The organism is Serratia sp. ASV30, from assembly GCF_016428815.1.
Taxonomy (GTDB): Bacteria; Pseudomonadota; Gammaproteobacteria; order Enterobacterales; family Enterobacteriaceae; genus Chania; species Chania fonticola_C.
The window spans coordinates 100,032-116,652 of record NZ_JAELTL010000006.1 but is presented as its reverse complement, the minus strand read 5'-3'; the positions used below and the strand labels follow the sequence as shown (position 1 = coordinate 116,652).

The window sequence follows — 16,621 nt, the reverse complement described above, 5'->3', positions numbered from 1 at the left end:
CAGAATTCCTACTTCGGTTAGCCCGCAGCGCTTAATTCGCCACGCAGGTCTTGCTGCATCAGGCTGCGGATCTCTTCTGGGGTTAACGGCTGGCTCAACAGATAATGCAGCTTGGTCAGCGCGGCTTCCACCGTCATATCAAAACCGCTGATCACACCAGCATGGGCCAGGGCATTACCGGTCGCATAGCCCTCCATATTGACCCGGCCGGAGATACATTGTGTCAGGTTGACCACTACGATGCCACGCTCGGAGGCGTCACGCAATTCATCCACCAGTTCGGCCTTTTGCGGCGCGTTACCGACGCCGTAAGAGCGCAGGATCAGTGCTTTGACCGGTTGCAGCAGGAAGTTGCGCACCACGGCACCGGAAATCCCCGGATAAATCGTCACCACGCCGATGGGCTGTGGCGTGATGTTATGCACGATCAATTCCCCGTTGCACACTGGAGAGGCGATGCCGGTCTGGCGGCGTATGTGGATACCTGCTTCCAGTAAGGGCGGGAGATTAGGGGAGGCGAAGGCATCAAAGCCGTCGGCATGTGCCTTGGTCGTGCGGTTGCCACGAAACAGCTTGTTGTTGAAGAACAGGCTGACCTCGTTCACTGGATGATTGGCGGCCAGATAGAGGGCATTCAACAGATTGGTTTGGCCGTCGGAGCGCAATTCTGCCAGCGGGATTTGCGATCCGGTGACGATCACCGGCTTATCCAGGTTCTCCAGCATGAAGGACAGGGCTGAAGCGGTAAACGCCATGGTGTCGGTGCCGTGCAGAATAACAAAGCCGTCATAGCGGGTGTAATTCTGTTTGATGTCGTCGGCGATATGCTGCCAGTCTTCGGGGGTCATATCCGAAGAGTCGATCAACGGGGCATATTCATGAATGGTGAAATCCGGCATTTCTGGCCGATGGAACTCGGGCATCAGCGCCAACTGGCGCTGAAGGTGGCCGGAAACCGGGATGTAGCCCTGTTCGGAACGCTGCATACCGATAGTGCCGCCGGTATAGGCGACGTAAATGGATTTCTTTTGCATGGCTTTGATCTTGTGGCTGTCAGATAGGCTGAATTATAGGGAGATGGCAGGAGAAAAAAAGCCCGGCGGATGCCGGGCTAGAGATTTATTTGTTAACGGACCTCTCCGCAAGTCAGGCATATGGCATAACGATGCTGTGGATCGTTCAGGTTATTAAACAGGCCAGGCTGTTCTTTCACCGCCAGCGCCACCGATGCTAACGGAGCGGGCAGCATTGACTGGATCGCCGCAGGCAGCATGGCATGGATAGAAACGCCAAACTGGCTGAGCAGCATATCCGTCATGCTAGGAGCATCGATAAACCAGTTGAGTTGCCACTGTGGCAGCTTGGCCAGCTCTGCCGCTTTCTTCACTGCGTCGTCAAAGTCGCCCAGTTGGTCGACCAGGCCATTTTTCTTGGCGTCGCTACCGATCCAGACATGACCCTGAGCAATTTGATCGACCTGCTCCGGCGTCATTTTCCGAGAGGTTGCCACCAAGTTGATGAAGTTCTTGTAACCGTTCTCGATGTTTAACTGCATCATCTGTGAGAACTCTGGTGGCAGGGCTTTGGTCACGGCCAGATCGGCCAGTGGCGACGTCGCGACGCCGTCAGTATGTACTCCAACGCTGTCCAGCGTGTTCTCATAGGTGTTGATCACGCCAAAGATACCAATGGAGCCGGTGAGGGTGCTCGGGCTGGCAATAATATAATCTGCCGGTGTCGACACCCAGTAACCGCCAGACGCGGCCATTCCGCCCATGGAAACCACCACCGGCTTACCTGCGGCGCGAACCGCGGCCAGCTCGGAGCGGATCACTTCTGAAGCGCTGACGCTACCGCCAGGGCTATTGACGCGCAGGATGACGGCTTTGATTTTTGGATCCAGACGTGCCTGACGCAGTTGTGAGGCCGTGGTATCGCCACCGACCGATCCTGGCGTCTGTGGGCCATCCATGATCGCGCCATTGATAAAGATAACGGCGATCTCACCGCCCTGATCCGGTGCCGGTTGCGGCTGGTAATCGTAGATGCTGACCGCATTGAAGTCATTGCTCTGCTTGTCCCAACCGAAGGTTTTCACCAACTGTGTTTCTATCGCAGTACGTGAGGCCAGCTCATCGACCAGTTTGCTGTTCAGCGCGAATTGCGCGGTGTCGCCACCCGCTGCCTTTAAGCCACTGAGAATATCTGCTGCGCCTGGGAACAACTGATCTGGCGTGAGTTGACGATTAGCCGCCACCGTATCCAAGTAGTTTTGCCACAGCCCGCCGACCCAGCGGCTATCGGCTTCCCGCGCTGCCGGTGACATATCGTTACGGATCAGCGGTTCTACGGCAGATTTATAGGTGCCCACGCGGAAAATATTGGTGGTGACCTTCAGCTTTTCCAACAGGGATTTGTAGTAAAGGTTGTTGGTGGCGAAACCATGCAGATCGACGGCACCCTGAGGTGACAGATAGATCTTGTTGGCATAGCTGGCCAGGTAGTATTGCGTCTGGTTATAGCTGTCGCCGATGGCATAGATCGGTTTACCGCTGTCGCGGAACTCGCGCAGTGCCTTACCGATGTATTGCAGGGACGGCTGATCTGCCCCGGCAAAATCATTCAGCTGCAACACCATGCCGGTGATGTTTTTATCATCTTTGGCTTTGCGAATGGTATCCACCAGGTCAAACAGTGAGTTTTCCTGCAGACGGTTGCTGGAGGCGCCCAACAGTTCGCGGCCCCACTGACGAACCCGGTTGTTCACCGAAGGTTGATCGACCACCACGCCGCTGAGATCGACCAGCAGTGCGCCATGCGGGGTTGCTACCGAAGAGTTGCCTTGGAGTGAGAGATAAATACCGACCCCGACCAGGATCAAGAAAATCAGGAACAAGTTCAGGATAAGTTCCCTGACAAAATTCAGCAGACGCCATGTCCATCTGAAAATACCTGCAATAATTCGCCCCAATGTGCGCATGTGCTCTCCAACAAGAGTCTAGAATGTTCCGCTATCCTAATGAGCGGCCGAAGAAATGTCAGCTTTAAATCACCTGCCATTTATCCCCATGCAGCTTGAATGGCAACGGGTATAGACAGTATTACAGAGGCTGTAACTCTATGTAGAGCTATGTTAACGTGATTTATACGAAAATTGTTATCAGGAGTTAATGATGGATGCACTGGATCTTTTACTCAATCGCCGTTCTGCGTCACGCCTGACCGCCCCGGCACCCACAGGTGAAGTGCGTCAGAATATCATCAACGCCGGGCTGCGCGCACCGGATCACGGGACGTTGCAACCGTGGCGTTTTATCCTGATCGAGGATCAGGGTCTGCAACGCTTCAGTGAATTACTGCAAGCGGCCGCCAGACACGATGAGCTGGATGAGAGTGCAGTAGAAAAGGCCAAACAGGCACCTTTTCGTGCGCCACTGATTATCACGGTGGTTGCTCATTGCAGTGAGCATCCTAAAGTGCCTCGCTGGGAGCAGATTGTCTCTGCCGGCTGCGCGGTGCAGGCGATGCAAATGGCCGCCTTGGCACAGGGCTTTAATGGCATCTGGCGCAGCGGTGCCTGGACAGAGCATCCGTTGGTGCGCGAAGCCTTCGCCTGCCGCGAGCAGGACGAGATCGTCGGTTTCCTCTATCTAGGCACGCCGCAGTTAAAAGGTTCCACTAAAGTGGTCGCTCCGGACAGTACGCCTTTCGTCCGCTACTTCTAATCCGCCATGCGGGAACTCGCTCGAGAATGCGCGATAACCCGCAGTTTTGTACTGTTTCTGAGCAGGTCGTACGCATAATGCCAACCTGCTCTTATCAATCCCCTCGGCAAGCGCTACCCTATATCCCATTGTGATATCCTTACGTTCGTTTGTTACCCAGAGGGAGTGGACTATGACATCGCCGGCCATTCGTTTGACCCAGTACAGCCACGGCGCTGGCTGCGGCTGTAAAATCTCACCCAAAGTGCTTGAAACGATACTGCATAGTGAGCAGGAAAAGTTTATCGATCCCCATCTGCTGGTGGGTAATGAAACGCGTGATGATGCTGCGGTGTATGACATCGGTAACGGCGTGGGCATTATCAGCACCACAGATTTCTTTATGCCGATCGTCGACGATCCCTTTGATTTTGGCCGTATTGCGGCAGCCAACGCCATCAGCGACGTGTATGCCATGGGCGGTAAACCGATCATGGCCATCGCTATTCTCGGCTGGCCGATTGCCAAGTTGCCCGCAGAGGTTGCCCAACAGGTGATCGACGGTGGCCGCTATGCTTGCCAGCAGGCGGGGATTGCATTGGCGGGTGGCCATTCGATCGATGCTCCTGAGCCGATTTTTGGCTTGGCCGTAACAGGTATCGTCAAAACCGAGCTGGTGAAGAAAAACAGTGCGGCGCAGGCCGGCACCAAGCTATTTCTGACCAAACCACTGGGCATTGGAGTACTGACCACCGCAGAGAAGAAAAGCAAACTGCTGGCCGAACACCAAGGCTTGGCTACTGAGGTCATGTGCCAGTTGAACAAGCCCGGGGCGGACTTTGCCGAAGTGGCAGGCGTCACGGCGATGACCGATGTTACCGGCTTTGGCCTGCTTGGCCACCTTAGCGAGATGTGCCAGGGTTCCGATCTGCAGGCAACCGTATGGTTCGAATGCGTGCCGAAACTGCCGGATGTGGAACGTTATATCAGCGAAGGCTGCGTGCCGGGAGGTACCGGGCGTAACTTTGAAAGCTATGGTCACCTGGTGGGGGCCATGAGCGATCTGCAACGTCAATTGCTGTGCGATCCACAAACCTCCGGCGGTTTGCTGCTGGCGGTATTGCCGGAAGCCGAAGCCGAAGTGCAGGCGATAGCGGCTCGCCATGGCATCACGCTGAACGCGATTGGTGAATTGCAGGCCGCACAGGCGGGCAAACCACTGATCGAGGTTGTCTAGTGTCAACGCTGCAGACTCGACAGGATACGCAAGACTACCAGCGCCTTTTTCTACAGGATGTGCCGCTGATTGACGTGCGCGCGCCGATAGAGTTTACGCAGGGAGCATTCCCCTGTTCAGTTAACCTGCCGCTGATGAGCGACAGTGAACGTCAGGCGGTAGGCACCTGCTACAAACAGCAGGGTCAACAAGCTGCAATCGCTCTTGGACACAGCCTGGTCAACGGTAAACTGCGTGAGCAGCGCACGCAGGCCTGGATCGAACAGTGTGCCCGGCAGCCGGAAGGTTATATCTACTGTTTCCGCGGTGGTCTACGTTCGCAATTGGTACAACAGTGGCTGCGAGAGGCCGGTGTTGACTACCCACGCGTGATTGGTGGCTACAAGGCGCTGCGCAATTTTTTGCTCGGTGCGCTTGAGGCTGCTGCTGCGTTGCCTATGCTGATCGTTGGCGGTAATACCGGCTGCGGCAAGACGCTGTTGATTAATGAATTGGCGGCCGGTATCGATCTGGAAGGGATCGCCCATCATCGCGGTTCCTCCTTTGGCCGTACGCTGGTGAAACAGTCCAGCCAAATTGATTTTGAGAATCAGCTGGCAACGTGCATGTTGAAGAAACAGCACGGCGGTTGCCGCCATTGGGTGTTGGAAGATGAAAGTCGGATCATCGGTTCGAATAATCTACCCTTAGGGCTGTTCAATGGTATGCAACAGGCAGCCCTGGTGGTGATTGACGATCCGTTCGACGTGCGCGTGGCACGGCTGCAAGATGAGTACATCGACCGGATGCGCATTGCCTTTGAGCAAGCCTATGGCGAGCAAGACGGCTGGCGGCAATATGATGAATATCTGCATCATGGCCTGTTTGCCATCCGCCGCCGCCTGGGGCTGGAACTGTTCCAGCAGTTGACGCTGCGTCTGGAATCGGCGCTGCAAGTGCAACGGCTCAGTGGTCAAAGCGAAGCGCACCAGCAATGGCTGGTGCCGCTGCTGCAACACTATTACGACCCGATGTATCGCTATCAATTAGAAAAGAAAACCCAACGTGTGATCTTTCGCGGTAATTACGCGCAAGTCAGAGAGTTCCTGATGACGTATAGCCAGAATAACGGTGAATAATGCGACTTTTTATAGCCGAAAAACCGAGTTTGGCCCGCGCCATTGCTGATGTATTACCCAAACCCCATCGCAGGGGGGACGGCTTTATTGCCTGTGGCAGCAACGATGTGGTGACCTGGTGCGTTGGGCACCTGTTAGAACAGGCCCAGCCGGATGCTTACGATAGCCGTTACGCGCGCTGGTCGTTGGCCGACTTACCGATAATCCCGCAGAAGTGGCTGTTGCAGCCGCGCCCTTCGGTCAGCAAGCAGCTGAACGCGATCAAAAAGCTGTTGGCAGAGGCCGACGAAGTGATCCACGCAGGTGACCCGGATCGGGAAGGGCAGTTGCTGGTGGATGAGGTGCTGGATTATCTGGCACTGACCCAGGAAAAGCGCCAGAACGTGCGGCGTTGTCTGATTAACGATCTCAACCCGCAGGCGGTGGAGCGTGCGGTACAGCGTCTGCGTGATAACCGTGACTTTATCCCGCTGTGCGTTTCCGCGTTAGCACGTGCGCGTGCCGACTGGCTTTACGGCATCAACATGACCCGGGCTTATACGCTGCTAGGGCGTAACGCGGGCTATGATGGTGTGTTGTCCGTGGGGCGGGTACAGACGCCGGTGTTGGGGCTGGTGGTGCGGCGGGATGAAGAGATCGAAAACTTCGTCCCGAAAGACTTCTTTGAGGTGAAAGCGCATATCGTCACGCCGAAGGAAGAGCGCTTTGTCGCCCTGTGGCAGCCGAGTGAATCCTGCGAACCATACCAGGATGAGGAGGGGCGTTTATTACACCGGCCATTGGCCGAACACGTGGTTAAACGCATCGAAGGCGCACCGGCGCTGGTCACCTCGTATAATGATAAACGGGAATCAGACACCGCTCCGTTGCCGTTTTCTCTTTCCACGCTGCAAATTGAAGCGTCAAAACGCTTTAACCTCAGCGCCCAGCAGGTGCTGGACGTTTGCCAACGGCTGTATGAAACCCACAAGCTGATCACTTACCCGCGTTCTGACTGCCGTTATCTGCCAGAGGAACATTTTGCCGGACGCCATGCGGTATTGAATGCCATCAGCGTACATCAGCCGGATCTTTATCCACAGCCGATTATCGATAGCGAGCGCCGTAACCGTTGTTGGGACGATAAAAAGGTCGATGCTCACCACGCGATTATTCCCACTGCACGTGCCAGCAAGGCCAGCCTGAGCCAGGACGAACTGAATGTTTATGGCTTGGTGGCCCGGCAGTATCTGATGCAGTTCTGCCCGGATGCAATGTTCCGCAAATGCGTCATCGAGCTGGATATCGCCGGCGGCAAGTTTATCGCCAAGGCGCGTTTCCTGGCTGAGGCGGGCTGGCGTACCCTGTTGGGTAGTAAAGAGCGTGATGAGGAAAACGAAGGTGCACCGCTGCCTGTTGTCGCCAAAGACGATGAGTTGCTGTGCGAGCGTGGTGAAGTGGTTGAACGCCAGACTCAACCGCCACGGCCCTTTACCGATGCCAGCCTATTGTCGGCCATGACCGGGATTGCGCGTTTTGTGCAGGATAAAGCGTTAAAGAAAATCCTGCGAGCGACCGATGGTTTAGGAACAGAGGCAACGCGCGCAGGTATTATCGAGCTGCTCTTCAAGCGGGCGTTTCTCTACAAGAAAGGGCGCTATATTCATTCCAGCGAAACCGGGCGGGCACTGATCCATTCATTGCCGGACCTGGCTGCACGCCCTGACATGACGGCGCAGTGGGAGTCTACGTTGACGCAAATCAGCGAAAAATCCTGCCGTTATCAGGACTTTATGCAACCGCTGGAGGGCACACTGCAACAGCTGATCTATCAGGCTAAGCAGAGCCGGGCTAGTATAGCGTTTCGTGGCTTGTCGCCTGCACCGTCAGCCGGGGCGAAAAAGCGTAAAAAAAGTGCCGGTAAGGCATGGGAGAAAAGTGAATGAGCCGCATACCCTTGTTGATTGGTTGTTTGGCATTGTTTTCCACCGGCGTATTGGCCAATCGCGGCAACGTCGATGTCGTCGTGCCGGTTTCCCCTGAAATATGGGGTACCGCACGTACTACGACAACGCCGCCGCCCTGCAACCGTTGCTGCATTTATCAGAATCAAAACTATTCTGAAGGTGCGCTGCTGAAAGTGGGCGACGAGATGATGCAGTGCGCGCGCGACCCTAACGTCACGGGCACCAATCCGTTAATCTGGATCCGCCTCAAGCGGTGATTTTAACTGCCTGATTTCTGTACTCACCTTAACCGTGCCGCCAATTGATTTCAATTCCTGACAACGGCGCTATTACAGCGCCTTACCACTGTGGGAGAGGGGTGGGGTGAAGCGGATATAGCTTTCCAACAGGGGAATATCGGCGGGGGCTAGCGGGTAATCTCTGGCTTGCTCGGGCGTAACCCAAGCAAATGCGCTATGGCAATGTAGCTGTAATTCCCCGCTGAAGGAGACAACCTGCCAAGCATGTAGCCGAATAATCCTCTCCTTTTGCGGCCACTGATTGCTGGCCACAAAACTCCCCACTTTGGCGATAATGCCCAACTCTTCCCTCAGTTCACGGGTGAGCGCCTGGGGCTGGCTCTCAGCCATTTCGACCTTACCGCCGGGAAACTCCCATAGGCCAGCCTGATCGCTGCTGTTGTCGCGCTGGGCGAGCAGGATCTTGCCATCTTGTTCGATAATGGCGGCAACGACATCAATGATTTTCATAGCTTGGATTCAATGTTGCCCCGACCTGCATCGGGGCTGGGAGATTACAGTGCGAACTCGGCCCAGACAGGAGCATGGTCTGAAGGTTTCTCCATGGCACGGATCTGATAATCAATGCCGGTGGCGGTACAACGCCCAGCCAATGAGGTACTAGCCAGCAACAGATCGATGCGCAGACCACGGTTTTCATCAAAACCGCGCGAACGATAGTCAAACCACGAGAACTCATCGTTACGCTCAGGGTTGGCATGACGGTAGGTATCTACCAGACCCCAGTCCAGCAGGCGGCCCATCCATTCACGCTCTTCAGGCAGGAAGGAGCATTTTCCGGTGCGCAACCAACGTTTGCGGCTCTCTTCACCAATACCGATGTCCAGATCGCTTGGGCTGATGTTCATATCGCCCATGATCAACACCTGCGACTCTGCCGGCAGTTGTTGCAGATAATTTTGCAGATCTTGATAAAAGCGGGTTTTGGCTGGGAATTTGATAGGGTGGTCGCGGCTTTCTCCTTGCGGGAAGTAACCATTAATCACCGTCAATGTGCCTTGTGGCGTTGCCAGGTCGGCCATGATGATACGACGCTGTGCATCTTCTTCATCAGTAGGAAAACCGCGGCGTACGGCAAGAGGTTCATCTTTAGTCAGCAACGCCACGCCGTAATGACCTTTCTGCCCATGATAGAACACGTGATAGCCGTGTTGGCTAACTTCTTCCAGCGGGAACATATCGTCGTGGACTTTGGTTTCCTGCAGGCCGATCACATCCGGCTGATGCTGCTCGATAATTGCTGCCAGTTGATGCGGACGTGCACGCAGTCCATTGATATTAAAAGAAACAAACTTCATGAGCGCTGCCGTTTTTATCCGAAAAATGTGTTCAGATAGTAGCAGAGTTTGGCTGAAAATGTAACGTGGACCAGCGGCGGTTTGCCGCTGGTAGGCAGGGATTATTTCGCCCAGCGGTCGTAATTCTGCGGCTGATAGTCATCAAACAGCTGGATTAAGGCTGCCGGAGAATCGCTGATATGCAAGGTCTTGAGATAATCATGCCGCATAAAGCCTTGATCGGCGACATGCTGTAAAAACTGGCTTAGCGGGTGGTAAAAACCGTTAACATCCAGCAGTCCGACCGGCTTGCTGTGGTAACCGATCTGCCCCCAGGTCCAGATTTCGAACAGCTCTTCCAGCGTACCGATGCCGCCAGGCAGGGCAATAAAGCCGTCGGCCAGTTCGGCCATCCGCGCCTTACGGGTGTGCATGTCGGGGACGATTTCCAACTCGGTCAGGCCACGGTGCGCCGTTTCGGCCTCGACCAGCCGTTGGGGAATGATGCCTATTGCTTCACCACCAGCCTCTAGTACCGCGTCTGCTACCACACCCATTAATCCTTTTTTACCACCGCCATACACGAGACGCCGCCCTTGGGTGGCAAGCAGGTGACCTAGTTGGCGGGCATGTTCGACATAGGCTGGATTATTGCCCTCGCTGGCACCACAAAAGATACAAATGTTGTTACGCATGACTTTCCCTTGCTGCTTTTAACGAAGCCAGTGGTATAGCGAATTGTGGGATTTAGTTCAAGGGGAATTGGTATTGCGATAGAGCTGGGAAGGATGACTTCTTACAGTCGAAACTCGTTGTCTGAGTAATGGTGCTTTATACCGCTACACCTGAGCTTGAGGCAGGTGGGAGTCATTGCAGGTTAGCCGTCCGTTGAGCGCATGGATGCACGATTGCGAGCCCCCAGGGACGGGTTTACGGCGTGTCGGTGTTCTGTATGACTTCCACCTGTAGCACAATAAGGAGCAGCTATTTGGTTCGGTGGTGCATGATGATACGACGAAAATATTAAGTCTGTGAGGGGGGATACAAGGATGGTGGTGGGGAGGATGACCGCGCAAGCGCGTTGTCCACTGTGTGGACTCGAACCTTGGTCGAAGTTTCTCATCCTTCCCAATTCGGTGGTACATGGGAGTGACGTGATGATTTCAAATGTGGGAGGTACGTAAAGAGATGGTGGTGGGGGAAGGATTCGAACCTTCGAAGTCTGTGACGGCAGATTTACAGTCTGCTCCCTTTGGCCGCTCGGGAACCCCACCATGGTATTCATGGTTGCTAATTTTGAACAGAAAGTTGGCAAAATCTTTCTGGTAGTGCTGACTAATCCATCTCTTTGGCCACAGTTACGGTGGTGAGAAGGATGACCGCGCAAGCGCGTTGTCCACTGTGTGGACTCGAACCTTGGTCGAAGCTTCTCATCCTTCCCTTCAGTGCTAAATGAAACTCTGAACAACATTTCATTTCAGTGCTCTAGGAGAAGATGGTGGTGGGGGAAGGATTCGAACCTTCGAAGTCTGTGACGGCAGATTTACAGTCTGCTCCCTTTGGCCGCTCGGGAACCCCACCATGATGCTCATGGTTCACTACTTGTTACTGGGAATCGGCTAGATCCCTCGGTACGACATAATTGCTTGCGAAACGTCTGTCTCGGTAAGCGGGGCGCATCATATCAAATGAAACGCTTGTGTAAAGCATTGAAATGCAGAAAATGAATTGTTTGTCGCTTTTTTATTCTCAGCGGTGCTTCCGTGAACGAAAGACACCGCTTTGTTAACCAATTACAGGATCACCGTGCGGTTACCGTAGACGAACACGCGTTGCGCCAGCACGCGATACAGTGCGCGGCTAAGTACGTTTTTCTCCACGTCACGCCCGGCACGCATCATATCTTCAGCCGAATAGGTGTGATCGACATGAATAACGTCCTGCATAATGATTGGGCCTTCATCCAGGCTGTCGTTCACGTAGTGCGCCGTTGCCCCGATGATCTTCACGCCACGCTCATAAGCCTGATGATAAGGGCGCGCACCGATAAAGGCTGGCAGGAACGAATGGTGAATATTGATCACCTGGTTCGGGTAATGCTGAACGAAAGCCGGGGTGAGCACGCGCATATATTTGGCCAATACCACGTAATCCGGTTGGTATTGGTCGATCTGTGCGATCATCTGTTGATCATGCTGTTCACGCGTCAGTCCTTCGTGGCTGACCAAATGGAACGGAATGTCAAAGCGTTCCACCAGCGTCTGCAACGTGGTGTGGTTGCCAATCACGGCGGCAATCTCAACGTCCAGGCCGCCATAGGCGCTTTTCATCAGCAGATCGCCCAGGCAGTGGGCTTCTTTGGTGACCAGCACCACGATACGGCGGCGGCCTGCACTGTGCAGTTCACGCTCTGAACCTTCTGGTAACGCGCCGTCCAGATCGGCCAACAGCGTCGTATCATTGAAGATCCCTTCCAGCTCGGTACGCATAAAGAAACGACCGGTGAGGTGATCGACAAACTCATTGTTCTGCACAATGTTCAATTCGTGCTTGTAACAAATGTTGGTGATCTTGGCGATCAGCCCTTTGGCATCGGGGCAGATGGTGCGTAAAATTTTTCTTTGTACGTTTTGCTGTGGCATGAGTGTGTCGATTCCGTCTGATTCTGAACCCGCAGGCTTATTGCCCGCAGCACTTTTTATATTTTTTGCCTGAACCGCAGGGGCAAATGGCATTTCTGCCCGGTTGAGGTTTGGTTCCGTCGATATAGTACCAGCGTTGTTCAAGGCGAAGGAAGCGGGAACGCTCGTGCATGGCACTCTCGCTGTCTCCATCGCGCGATCGGGCGATGAATTCCACGAACCCCTCATCGACGCTATTGCCGGCGGTTTCCGCTACCACCGTCAGCCCAAGCCATTCGGTATTGCCAAAGCTGCTGCTGATGGCGCTGCGCCACTCTTCGGGATTGCAGTCTGGGTGCCAGGTCGCAATAAGATAATCCACATCCCGTTTTACATAGGCGGAATATCTCGAACGCATTAATATGCCCGGCGACATAGCGTATTGAGTACCTGTTATATAGGGTGCACAGCAAGCGCTGTAGTCCTGCCCGCTGCCGCAGGGGCATAGCTCAGTCAAAATAACGCCTCTCAGTGGTTAGCTAGCGTGATGTAAAGCCGCAGCTAAAATGAATTTAAAGCATATGTTACCTAACATTATTCGTTGATGACAATGTACCCTGCGATTGGGCTGAGTGAATTCACTGTGCAAAGGATAGGCGAAGCATGCGGAAAGTTAAAATCGGGTTGGCATTAGGGGCCGGTGCCGCCAAGGGATGGGCGCATATCGGCGTGATTAACGCATTGCGAAAGCTGGGTATCGAAGCCGATATTGTTGCAGGATGTTCCGTGGGAGCACTGGTTGGGGCTGCGTTTGCCAGCCATCGGTTGCCAGCGATGGAGAAATGGGTACGATCATTCAGTTACTGGGACGTGATCAGGCTGATGGATCTCTCCTGGCAGCGCGGTGGATTATTACGCGGCGAACGCGTATTTAACGTCGTTGGCCAAATACTGAAAATTAACGACTTTACCGACTGCTCACTGAAATTCGGGGCGGTGACCACCAACCTCAGTACCGGCCGTGAGCTGTGGATGACCAAAGGGGATATCCACCAGGCTGTTCGTGCTTCCTGCAGCATGCCGGGCTTGTTGGCACCGGTCTGGTTTGACGGGTATTGGTTGGTGGATGGTGCCTTGGTCAACCCGGTTCCTATCTCATTGGCCAGGGCGATGGGGGCAGACATAGTGATTGCCGTGGATTTGCAGCATGATGCGCACCTGATGCAGCAGGATCTGTTTTCGATACGTAATGACGCTGGCGATCAGGGTGAAACAAGCATTGTCGATGCCAATAACTGGCGCGACCGCCTGCGGGAACGCATGAACAAAATGATGCTGAAGAAAACCACCTTCACCCCCACGGCGATGGAAATCATGAGCGCCTCGATTCAGATGCTGGAGAATCGGGTGAAGCGAAGCCGTATGGCCAGTGACCCGCCAGACGTGTTGATCCAGCCGTATTGCCCACAAATATCCACCCTGGATTTCCATCGCGCCAGCGAGGCAATAGAGGCAGGCCGCTTGGCGGTAGAAAAACAGATAGATGTTTTGGCACCATTGATAAAAAATAAATGATTACCATCTGTTAGGGTGGAATGATGCTATCGGGCGTGTTTTCGACAAGCACAAGTGCTCATTATGAGCCACTATTACAACATCAAAAGGGAAGAGGCTGGGTCGATGGCATTACCACTGATAAACAAGCGCATCTTAATCGTTGAGGACGAGCAGGTTTTCCGTTCTGTGCTTGTAGGTTATCTTGCTTCCTTGGGAGCGCAAACCAGCGAGGCGGCCAATGGCCTTGTGGCGTTGAGTGCGGTTGAGGAATTTTCTCCCGATCTGATCCTGTGCGATCTCGCCATGCCGGAAATGGACGGCATCGAGTTTGTTGAGCATCTGCGTTTGCAAGGGATAAAGATCCCGGTATTGGTGATCTCGGCGACCGATAAGATGGCGGATATCGCCAAGGTGTTGCGGCTCGGCGTACAGGATGTGTTGCTGAAGCCGTTGAGTGACCTCAATCGGCTGCGCGAAGCGGTGCTGGCTTGCCTCTACCCTAACATGTTCACTTCGCAGGCAATCGAAGAGGCCGACCTGTTCCAGGATTGGCAGGCATTAAGTCAAAATCCCTCCGAGGCCGTGAGATTACTCAAGCAGTTACAACCCCCCGTGCAGCAGTCTATTGCCGGTTGCCGTATTAATTATCGGCAATTAACCACCAGCGATAATCCGGGTTTGGTGCTGGATATCGCTGCATTGTCGGATAAAGATCTGGCGTTTTATTGCCTGGATGTCACCCGTGCAGGAGATAATGGCGTGATGGCTGCCTTGTTATTGCGTGCGTTATTCAACGGTTTATTACAAGATCATTTAGCCAATCAACAGCATCGCCTGCCGCAAATGTCTGCATTGTTAAAACAAGTTAACCAATTATTGCGCCAAGGCAAGTTGGAAGGCCAATTTCCGCTGTTGGTGGGCTACTATCATGCCGAATATAAGAATCTGGTGCTGGCCTCTGCCGGTTTGCATGCCAATGTAAATACAGGGGATAACCTGATTCAATTAAGTAATGGCGTACCCTTGGGAACGCTTGGCACCACTTACATGAATCAAATTAGCCAACGCTGTGATGCCTGGCAGTGCCAGGTGTGGGGCAGCGGCGGCCGGTTACGTCTGATGCTAAGTGCTGAATAAATCATCAATAGAACTTCCGCAATTGTCTCTGACTATTCCATCACCGTCGTTTCCATAGGAAGTTGTCTTAATTTATTGCTATTTGAACTTGGGGTAATACTCAGCCGATTTAAGCTGGTATACTTTGCAGGTTTTTCGTATGGCGGAGTAAGTGCGCAATTTGAGAGCGAAAATAGAGCTACTTGGATAGATCATCAGGACCTTTGTAGCCTTTGCGGTTGATAAGCCCGTTTGTGAGCTCTTTGACGCATCGCGTGTCGAGACGAAAAGACCACCCGACATGGGTAAAGAATTGTTGGTTTGGCTGCTGCCTAGGGTGGCAGACGAACAGGAGTAGCTTGATAACTTTTTGTTAAATTTGAAAATTAGGACTTCCCGATGAAAGTAACCGTTTTCGGTATTGGCTATGTTGGCCTGGTGCAGGCAGCCGTGTTGGCTGACGTGGGTCATGATGTCATGTGTATCGACATCGATGAACAGAAGGTCGAAAACCTCAAAAAAGGCAATATTCCGATCTTTGAACCGGGCTTGACTTCGTTGGTACAGCAAAACTATGAAGCTGGTCGCCTACATTTCACTACCGATGCGAAAGCCGGTGTTGATCATGGCACGATCCAGTTTATCGCTGTGGGAACGCCACCGGACGAAGATGGTTCTGCCGATCTTAAATATGTCACCGCCGTGGCACGCACCATCGCCGAACATATGACAGACCGTAAAGTGGTGATCGATAAGTCAACCGTACCGGTAGGTACCGCTGATAAAGTTCGTGAAGTGATGACCGAAACGTTGCGCAAGCGTGGCAGCGACTTGGCGTTTGATGTCGTCTCCAACCCGGAGTTCCTCAAGGAAGGTGCCGCTGTTGCCGATTGTATGCGCCCTGAGCGCATCGTGCTGGGCACCGACAACAAAGACGTCATCGAGCCGCTGCGTGAGTTGTATGAGCCGTTCAACCGCAATCACGACCGCATGATACTGATGGATATCCGCAGCGCAGAGCTGACCAAATATGCTGCCAACTGCATGCTGGCGACCAAAATCAGCTTTATGAACGAAATCTCCAATTTGGCAGAGATGCTGGGTGCGGACATTGAAAAAGTGCGTCAGGGGATCGGTTCGGATTCGCGTATTGGCTATCACTTCATTTATCCAGGCTGCGGCTACGGCGGCTCTTGTTTCCCGAAAGACGTTCAGGCGCTGATCCGTACCGCAGAGCATATCGGTTATCAGCCTAAGCTGTTGCAGGCGGTAGAGCAGGTGAACAACCAGCAGAAACATAAGCTGGCCCAGTTCATCAAGCATCATTTTGCTAATGATGTAAAAGGCAAAACCTTTGCGCTGTGGGGCTTGGCGTTTAAACCTAATACCGACGATATGCGTGAAGCGTCCAGCCGCGTACTGATGGAGACGCTGTGGGAGCTAGGTGCCAGTGTGCAGGCCTATGATCCGGAAGCCATGGCCGAAGCGCAGCGTATCTATGGGCAACGTGCCGATCTGAAACTGATGGGGACCAAAGAAGCGGCGTTACAGGGAGCCGATGCGTTGGTGATCTGTACCGAATGGCAGAATTTTCGTGCTCCGGATTTTGATGCGATTAAGGCAGCCTTGAAGCAGCCCGTCATTTTTGATGGCCGTAACCTGTATGATCCAGAACGTCTGCAAGCTCGTGGCTTTACGTATTATGGTATTGGTCGTGGCGCATCGATTAAGCCGGTCATCTAAGAG

15 protein-coding genes and 2 tRNA genes are annotated in these 16,621 nt (G+C 53.6%); 8 read left to right on the top strand and 9 right to left on the bottom strand.

Features of this window, described 5'->3' with window-relative positions:
• Positions 1-17: 17 nt before the first annotated feature.
• Positions 18-1,034: an asparaginase gene (ansA, locus tag JHD74_RS04185; RefSeq protein ID WP_024528777.1), complete on the bottom strand. Its 1,017-nt coding sequence runs from the start codon at positions 1,032-1,034 to the stop codon at positions 18-20.
• A gap of 92 nt (positions 1,035-1,126) precedes the next feature.
• Complete coding sequence (gene sppA, locus JHD74_RS04180) at positions 1,127-2,980, bottom strand: signal peptide peptidase SppA (RefSeq protein WP_024528778.1); 1,854 nt, start codon at positions 2,978-2,980, stop codon at positions 1,127-1,129.
• Positions 2,981-3,173: 193 nt separating this feature from the next.
• Here sppA and JHD74_RS04175 point away from each other — a divergent pair, with 193 nt between their 5' ends.
• The 5 genes from JHD74_RS04175 (at position 3,174) to JHD74_RS04155 (ending at position 8,262) form a co-directional block, all read left to right on the top strand.
• A complete protein-coding gene (locus tag JHD74_RS04175) occupies positions 3,174-3,725 on the top strand; it encodes an NAD(P)H nitroreductase (RefSeq protein WP_024528779.1) in 552 nt (183 codons plus the stop codon).
• Between the two features lie 172 nt (positions 3,726-3,897).
• Positions 3,898-4,941, top strand: coding sequence for a selenide, water dikinase SelD (gene selD / locus JHD74_RS04170; RefSeq protein ID WP_021806611.1), 1,044 nt, complete (start codon positions 3,898-3,900; stop codon positions 4,939-4,941).
• Complete coding sequence (gene mnmH / locus JHD74_RS04165) at positions 4,941-6,059, top strand: tRNA 2-selenouridine(34) synthase MnmH (RefSeq protein ID WP_074029239.1); 1,119 nt, start codon at positions 4,941-4,943, stop codon at positions 6,057-6,059. The genes selD and mnmH overlap by 1 nt, the downstream gene beginning before the upstream one ends.
• Positions 6,059-7,984 (top strand): DNA topoisomerase III, encoded by a 1,926-nt coding sequence (locus JHD74_RS04160; RefSeq protein ID WP_199061771.1) that lies wholly within the window; start codon positions 6,059-6,061, stop codon positions 7,982-7,984. The genes mnmH and JHD74_RS04160 overlap by 1 nt, the downstream gene beginning before the upstream one ends.
• Positions 7,981-8,262: a DUF1496 domain-containing protein gene (locus JHD74_RS04155; protein ID WP_024528782.1), complete on the top strand. Its 282-nt coding sequence runs from the start codon at positions 7,981-7,983 to the stop codon at positions 8,260-8,262. Before JHD74_RS04160 ends, JHD74_RS04155 begins: the two co-directional genes overlap by 4 nt.
• 72 nt (positions 8,263-8,334) lie before the next feature.
• On the opposite strand, the gene JHD74_RS04150 is transcribed toward JHD74_RS04155, so the two are convergent.
• From JHD74_RS04150 to JHD74_RS04120, 7 genes are all read right to left on the bottom strand, one after another.
• A complete protein-coding gene (locus tag JHD74_RS04150; protein ID WP_074029235.1) occupies positions 8,335-8,754 on the bottom strand; it encodes a pyrimidine (deoxy)nucleoside triphosphate diphosphatase in 420 nt (139 codons plus the stop codon).
• A gap of 44 nt (positions 8,755-8,798) precedes the next feature.
• Positions 8,799-9,602, bottom strand: coding sequence for an exodeoxyribonuclease III (gene xthA / locus JHD74_RS04145; RefSeq protein WP_199061769.1), 804 nt, complete (start codon positions 9,600-9,602; stop codon positions 8,799-8,801).
• Between the two features lie 101 nt (positions 9,603-9,703).
• On the bottom strand, positions 9,704-10,276 hold the full coding sequence (locus JHD74_RS04140) for a TIGR00730 family Rossman fold protein (protein WP_024486669.1): 573 nt from the start codon (positions 10,274-10,276) through the stop codon (positions 9,704-9,706).
• 494 nt (positions 10,277-10,770) lie between these two features.
• Positions 10,771-10,855: transfer RNA gene (locus tag JHD74_RS04135), tRNA-Tyr, on the bottom strand.
• Between the two features lie 222 nt (positions 10,856-11,077).
• Positions 11,078-11,162: transfer RNA gene (locus tag JHD74_RS04130), tRNA-Tyr, on the bottom strand.
• A gap of 212 nt (positions 11,163-11,374) precedes the next feature.
• Entirely contained in the window at positions 11,375-12,223 is an 849-nt protein-coding gene (purU, locus tag JHD74_RS04125; RefSeq protein ID WP_021181219.1) for a formyltetrahydrofolate deformylase, read from the bottom strand.
• Positions 12,224-12,260: 37 nt separating this feature from the next.
• The gene (locus JHD74_RS04120) at positions 12,261-12,719 is read right to left on the bottom strand and encodes a YchJ family protein (RefSeq protein WP_199061767.1); all 459 of its coding nucleotides are present in this window, start codon (positions 12,717-12,719) and stop codon (positions 12,261-12,263) included.
• A gap of 146 nt (positions 12,720-12,865) precedes the next feature.
• Here JHD74_RS04120 and rssA point away from each other — a divergent pair, with 146 nt between their 5' ends.
• From rssA to JHD74_RS04105, 3 genes are all read left to right on the top strand, one after another.
• On the top strand, positions 12,866-13,777 hold the full coding sequence (gene rssA, locus JHD74_RS04115; RefSeq protein ID WP_024528787.1) for a patatin-like phospholipase RssA: 912 nt from the start codon (positions 12,866-12,868) through the stop codon (positions 13,775-13,777).
• A 105-nt stretch (positions 13,778-13,882) separates the two neighbouring features.
• Positions 13,883-14,896 (top strand): two-component system response regulator RssB, encoded by a 1,014-nt coding sequence (gene rssB / locus JHD74_RS04110; protein ID WP_024528788.1) that lies wholly within the window; start codon positions 13,883-13,885, stop codon positions 14,894-14,896.
• Positions 14,897-15,274: 378 nt separating this feature from the next.
• On the top strand, positions 15,275-16,618 hold the full coding sequence (locus tag JHD74_RS04105) for a UDP-glucose/GDP-mannose dehydrogenase family protein (RefSeq protein WP_074029229.1): 1,344 nt from the start codon (positions 15,275-15,277) through the stop codon (positions 16,616-16,618).
• The last annotated feature ends 3 nt before the right edge of the window (positions 16,619-16,621 follow it).

Coding starts and splice junctions, on each gene's coding strand:
- ansA (WP_024528777.1), bottom strand. CDS start 1,034: ATGCAAAAGAAATCCATTTACGTCGCCTATACCGGCGGCACTATCGGT.
- sppA (WP_024528778.1), bottom strand. CDS start 2,980: ATGCGCACATTGGGGCGAATTATTGCAGGTATTTTCAGATGGACATGG.
- JHD74_RS04175 (WP_024528779.1), top strand. CDS start 3,174: ATGGATGCACTGGATCTTTTACTCAATCGCCGTTCTGCGTCACGCCTG.
- selD (WP_021806611.1), top strand. CDS start 3,898: ATGACATCGCCGGCCATTCGTTTGACCCAGTACAGCCACGGCGCTGGC.
- JHD74_RS04160 (WP_199061771.1), top strand. CDS start 6,059: ATGCGACTTTTTATAGCCGAAAAACCGAGTTTGGCCCGCGCCATTGCT.
- JHD74_RS04155 (WP_024528782.1), top strand. CDS start 7,981: ATGAGCCGCATACCCTTGTTGATTGGTTGTTTGGCATTGTTTTCCACC.
- JHD74_RS04150 (WP_074029235.1), bottom strand. CDS start 8,754: ATGAAAATCATTGATGTCGTTGCCGCCATTATCGAACAAGATGGCAAG.
- xthA (WP_199061769.1), bottom strand. CDS start 9,602: ATGAAGTTTGTTTCTTTTAATATCAATGGACTGCGTGCACGTCCGCAT.
- JHD74_RS04140 (WP_024486669.1), bottom strand. CDS start 10,276: ATGCGTAACAACATTTGTATCTTTTGTGGTGCCAGCGAGGGCAATAAT.
- purU (WP_021181219.1), bottom strand. CDS start 12,223: ATGCCACAGCAAAACGTACAAAGAAAAATTTTACGCACCATCTGCCCC.
- rssA (WP_024528787.1), top strand. CDS start 12,866: ATGCGGAAAGTTAAAATCGGGTTGGCATTAGGGGCCGGTGCCGCCAAG.
- rssB (WP_024528788.1), top strand. CDS start 13,883: ATGGCATTACCACTGATAAACAAGCGCATCTTAATCGTTGAGGACGAG.
- JHD74_RS04105 (WP_074029229.1), top strand. CDS start 15,275: ATGAAAGTAACCGTTTTCGGTATTGGCTATGTTGGCCTGGTGCAGGCA.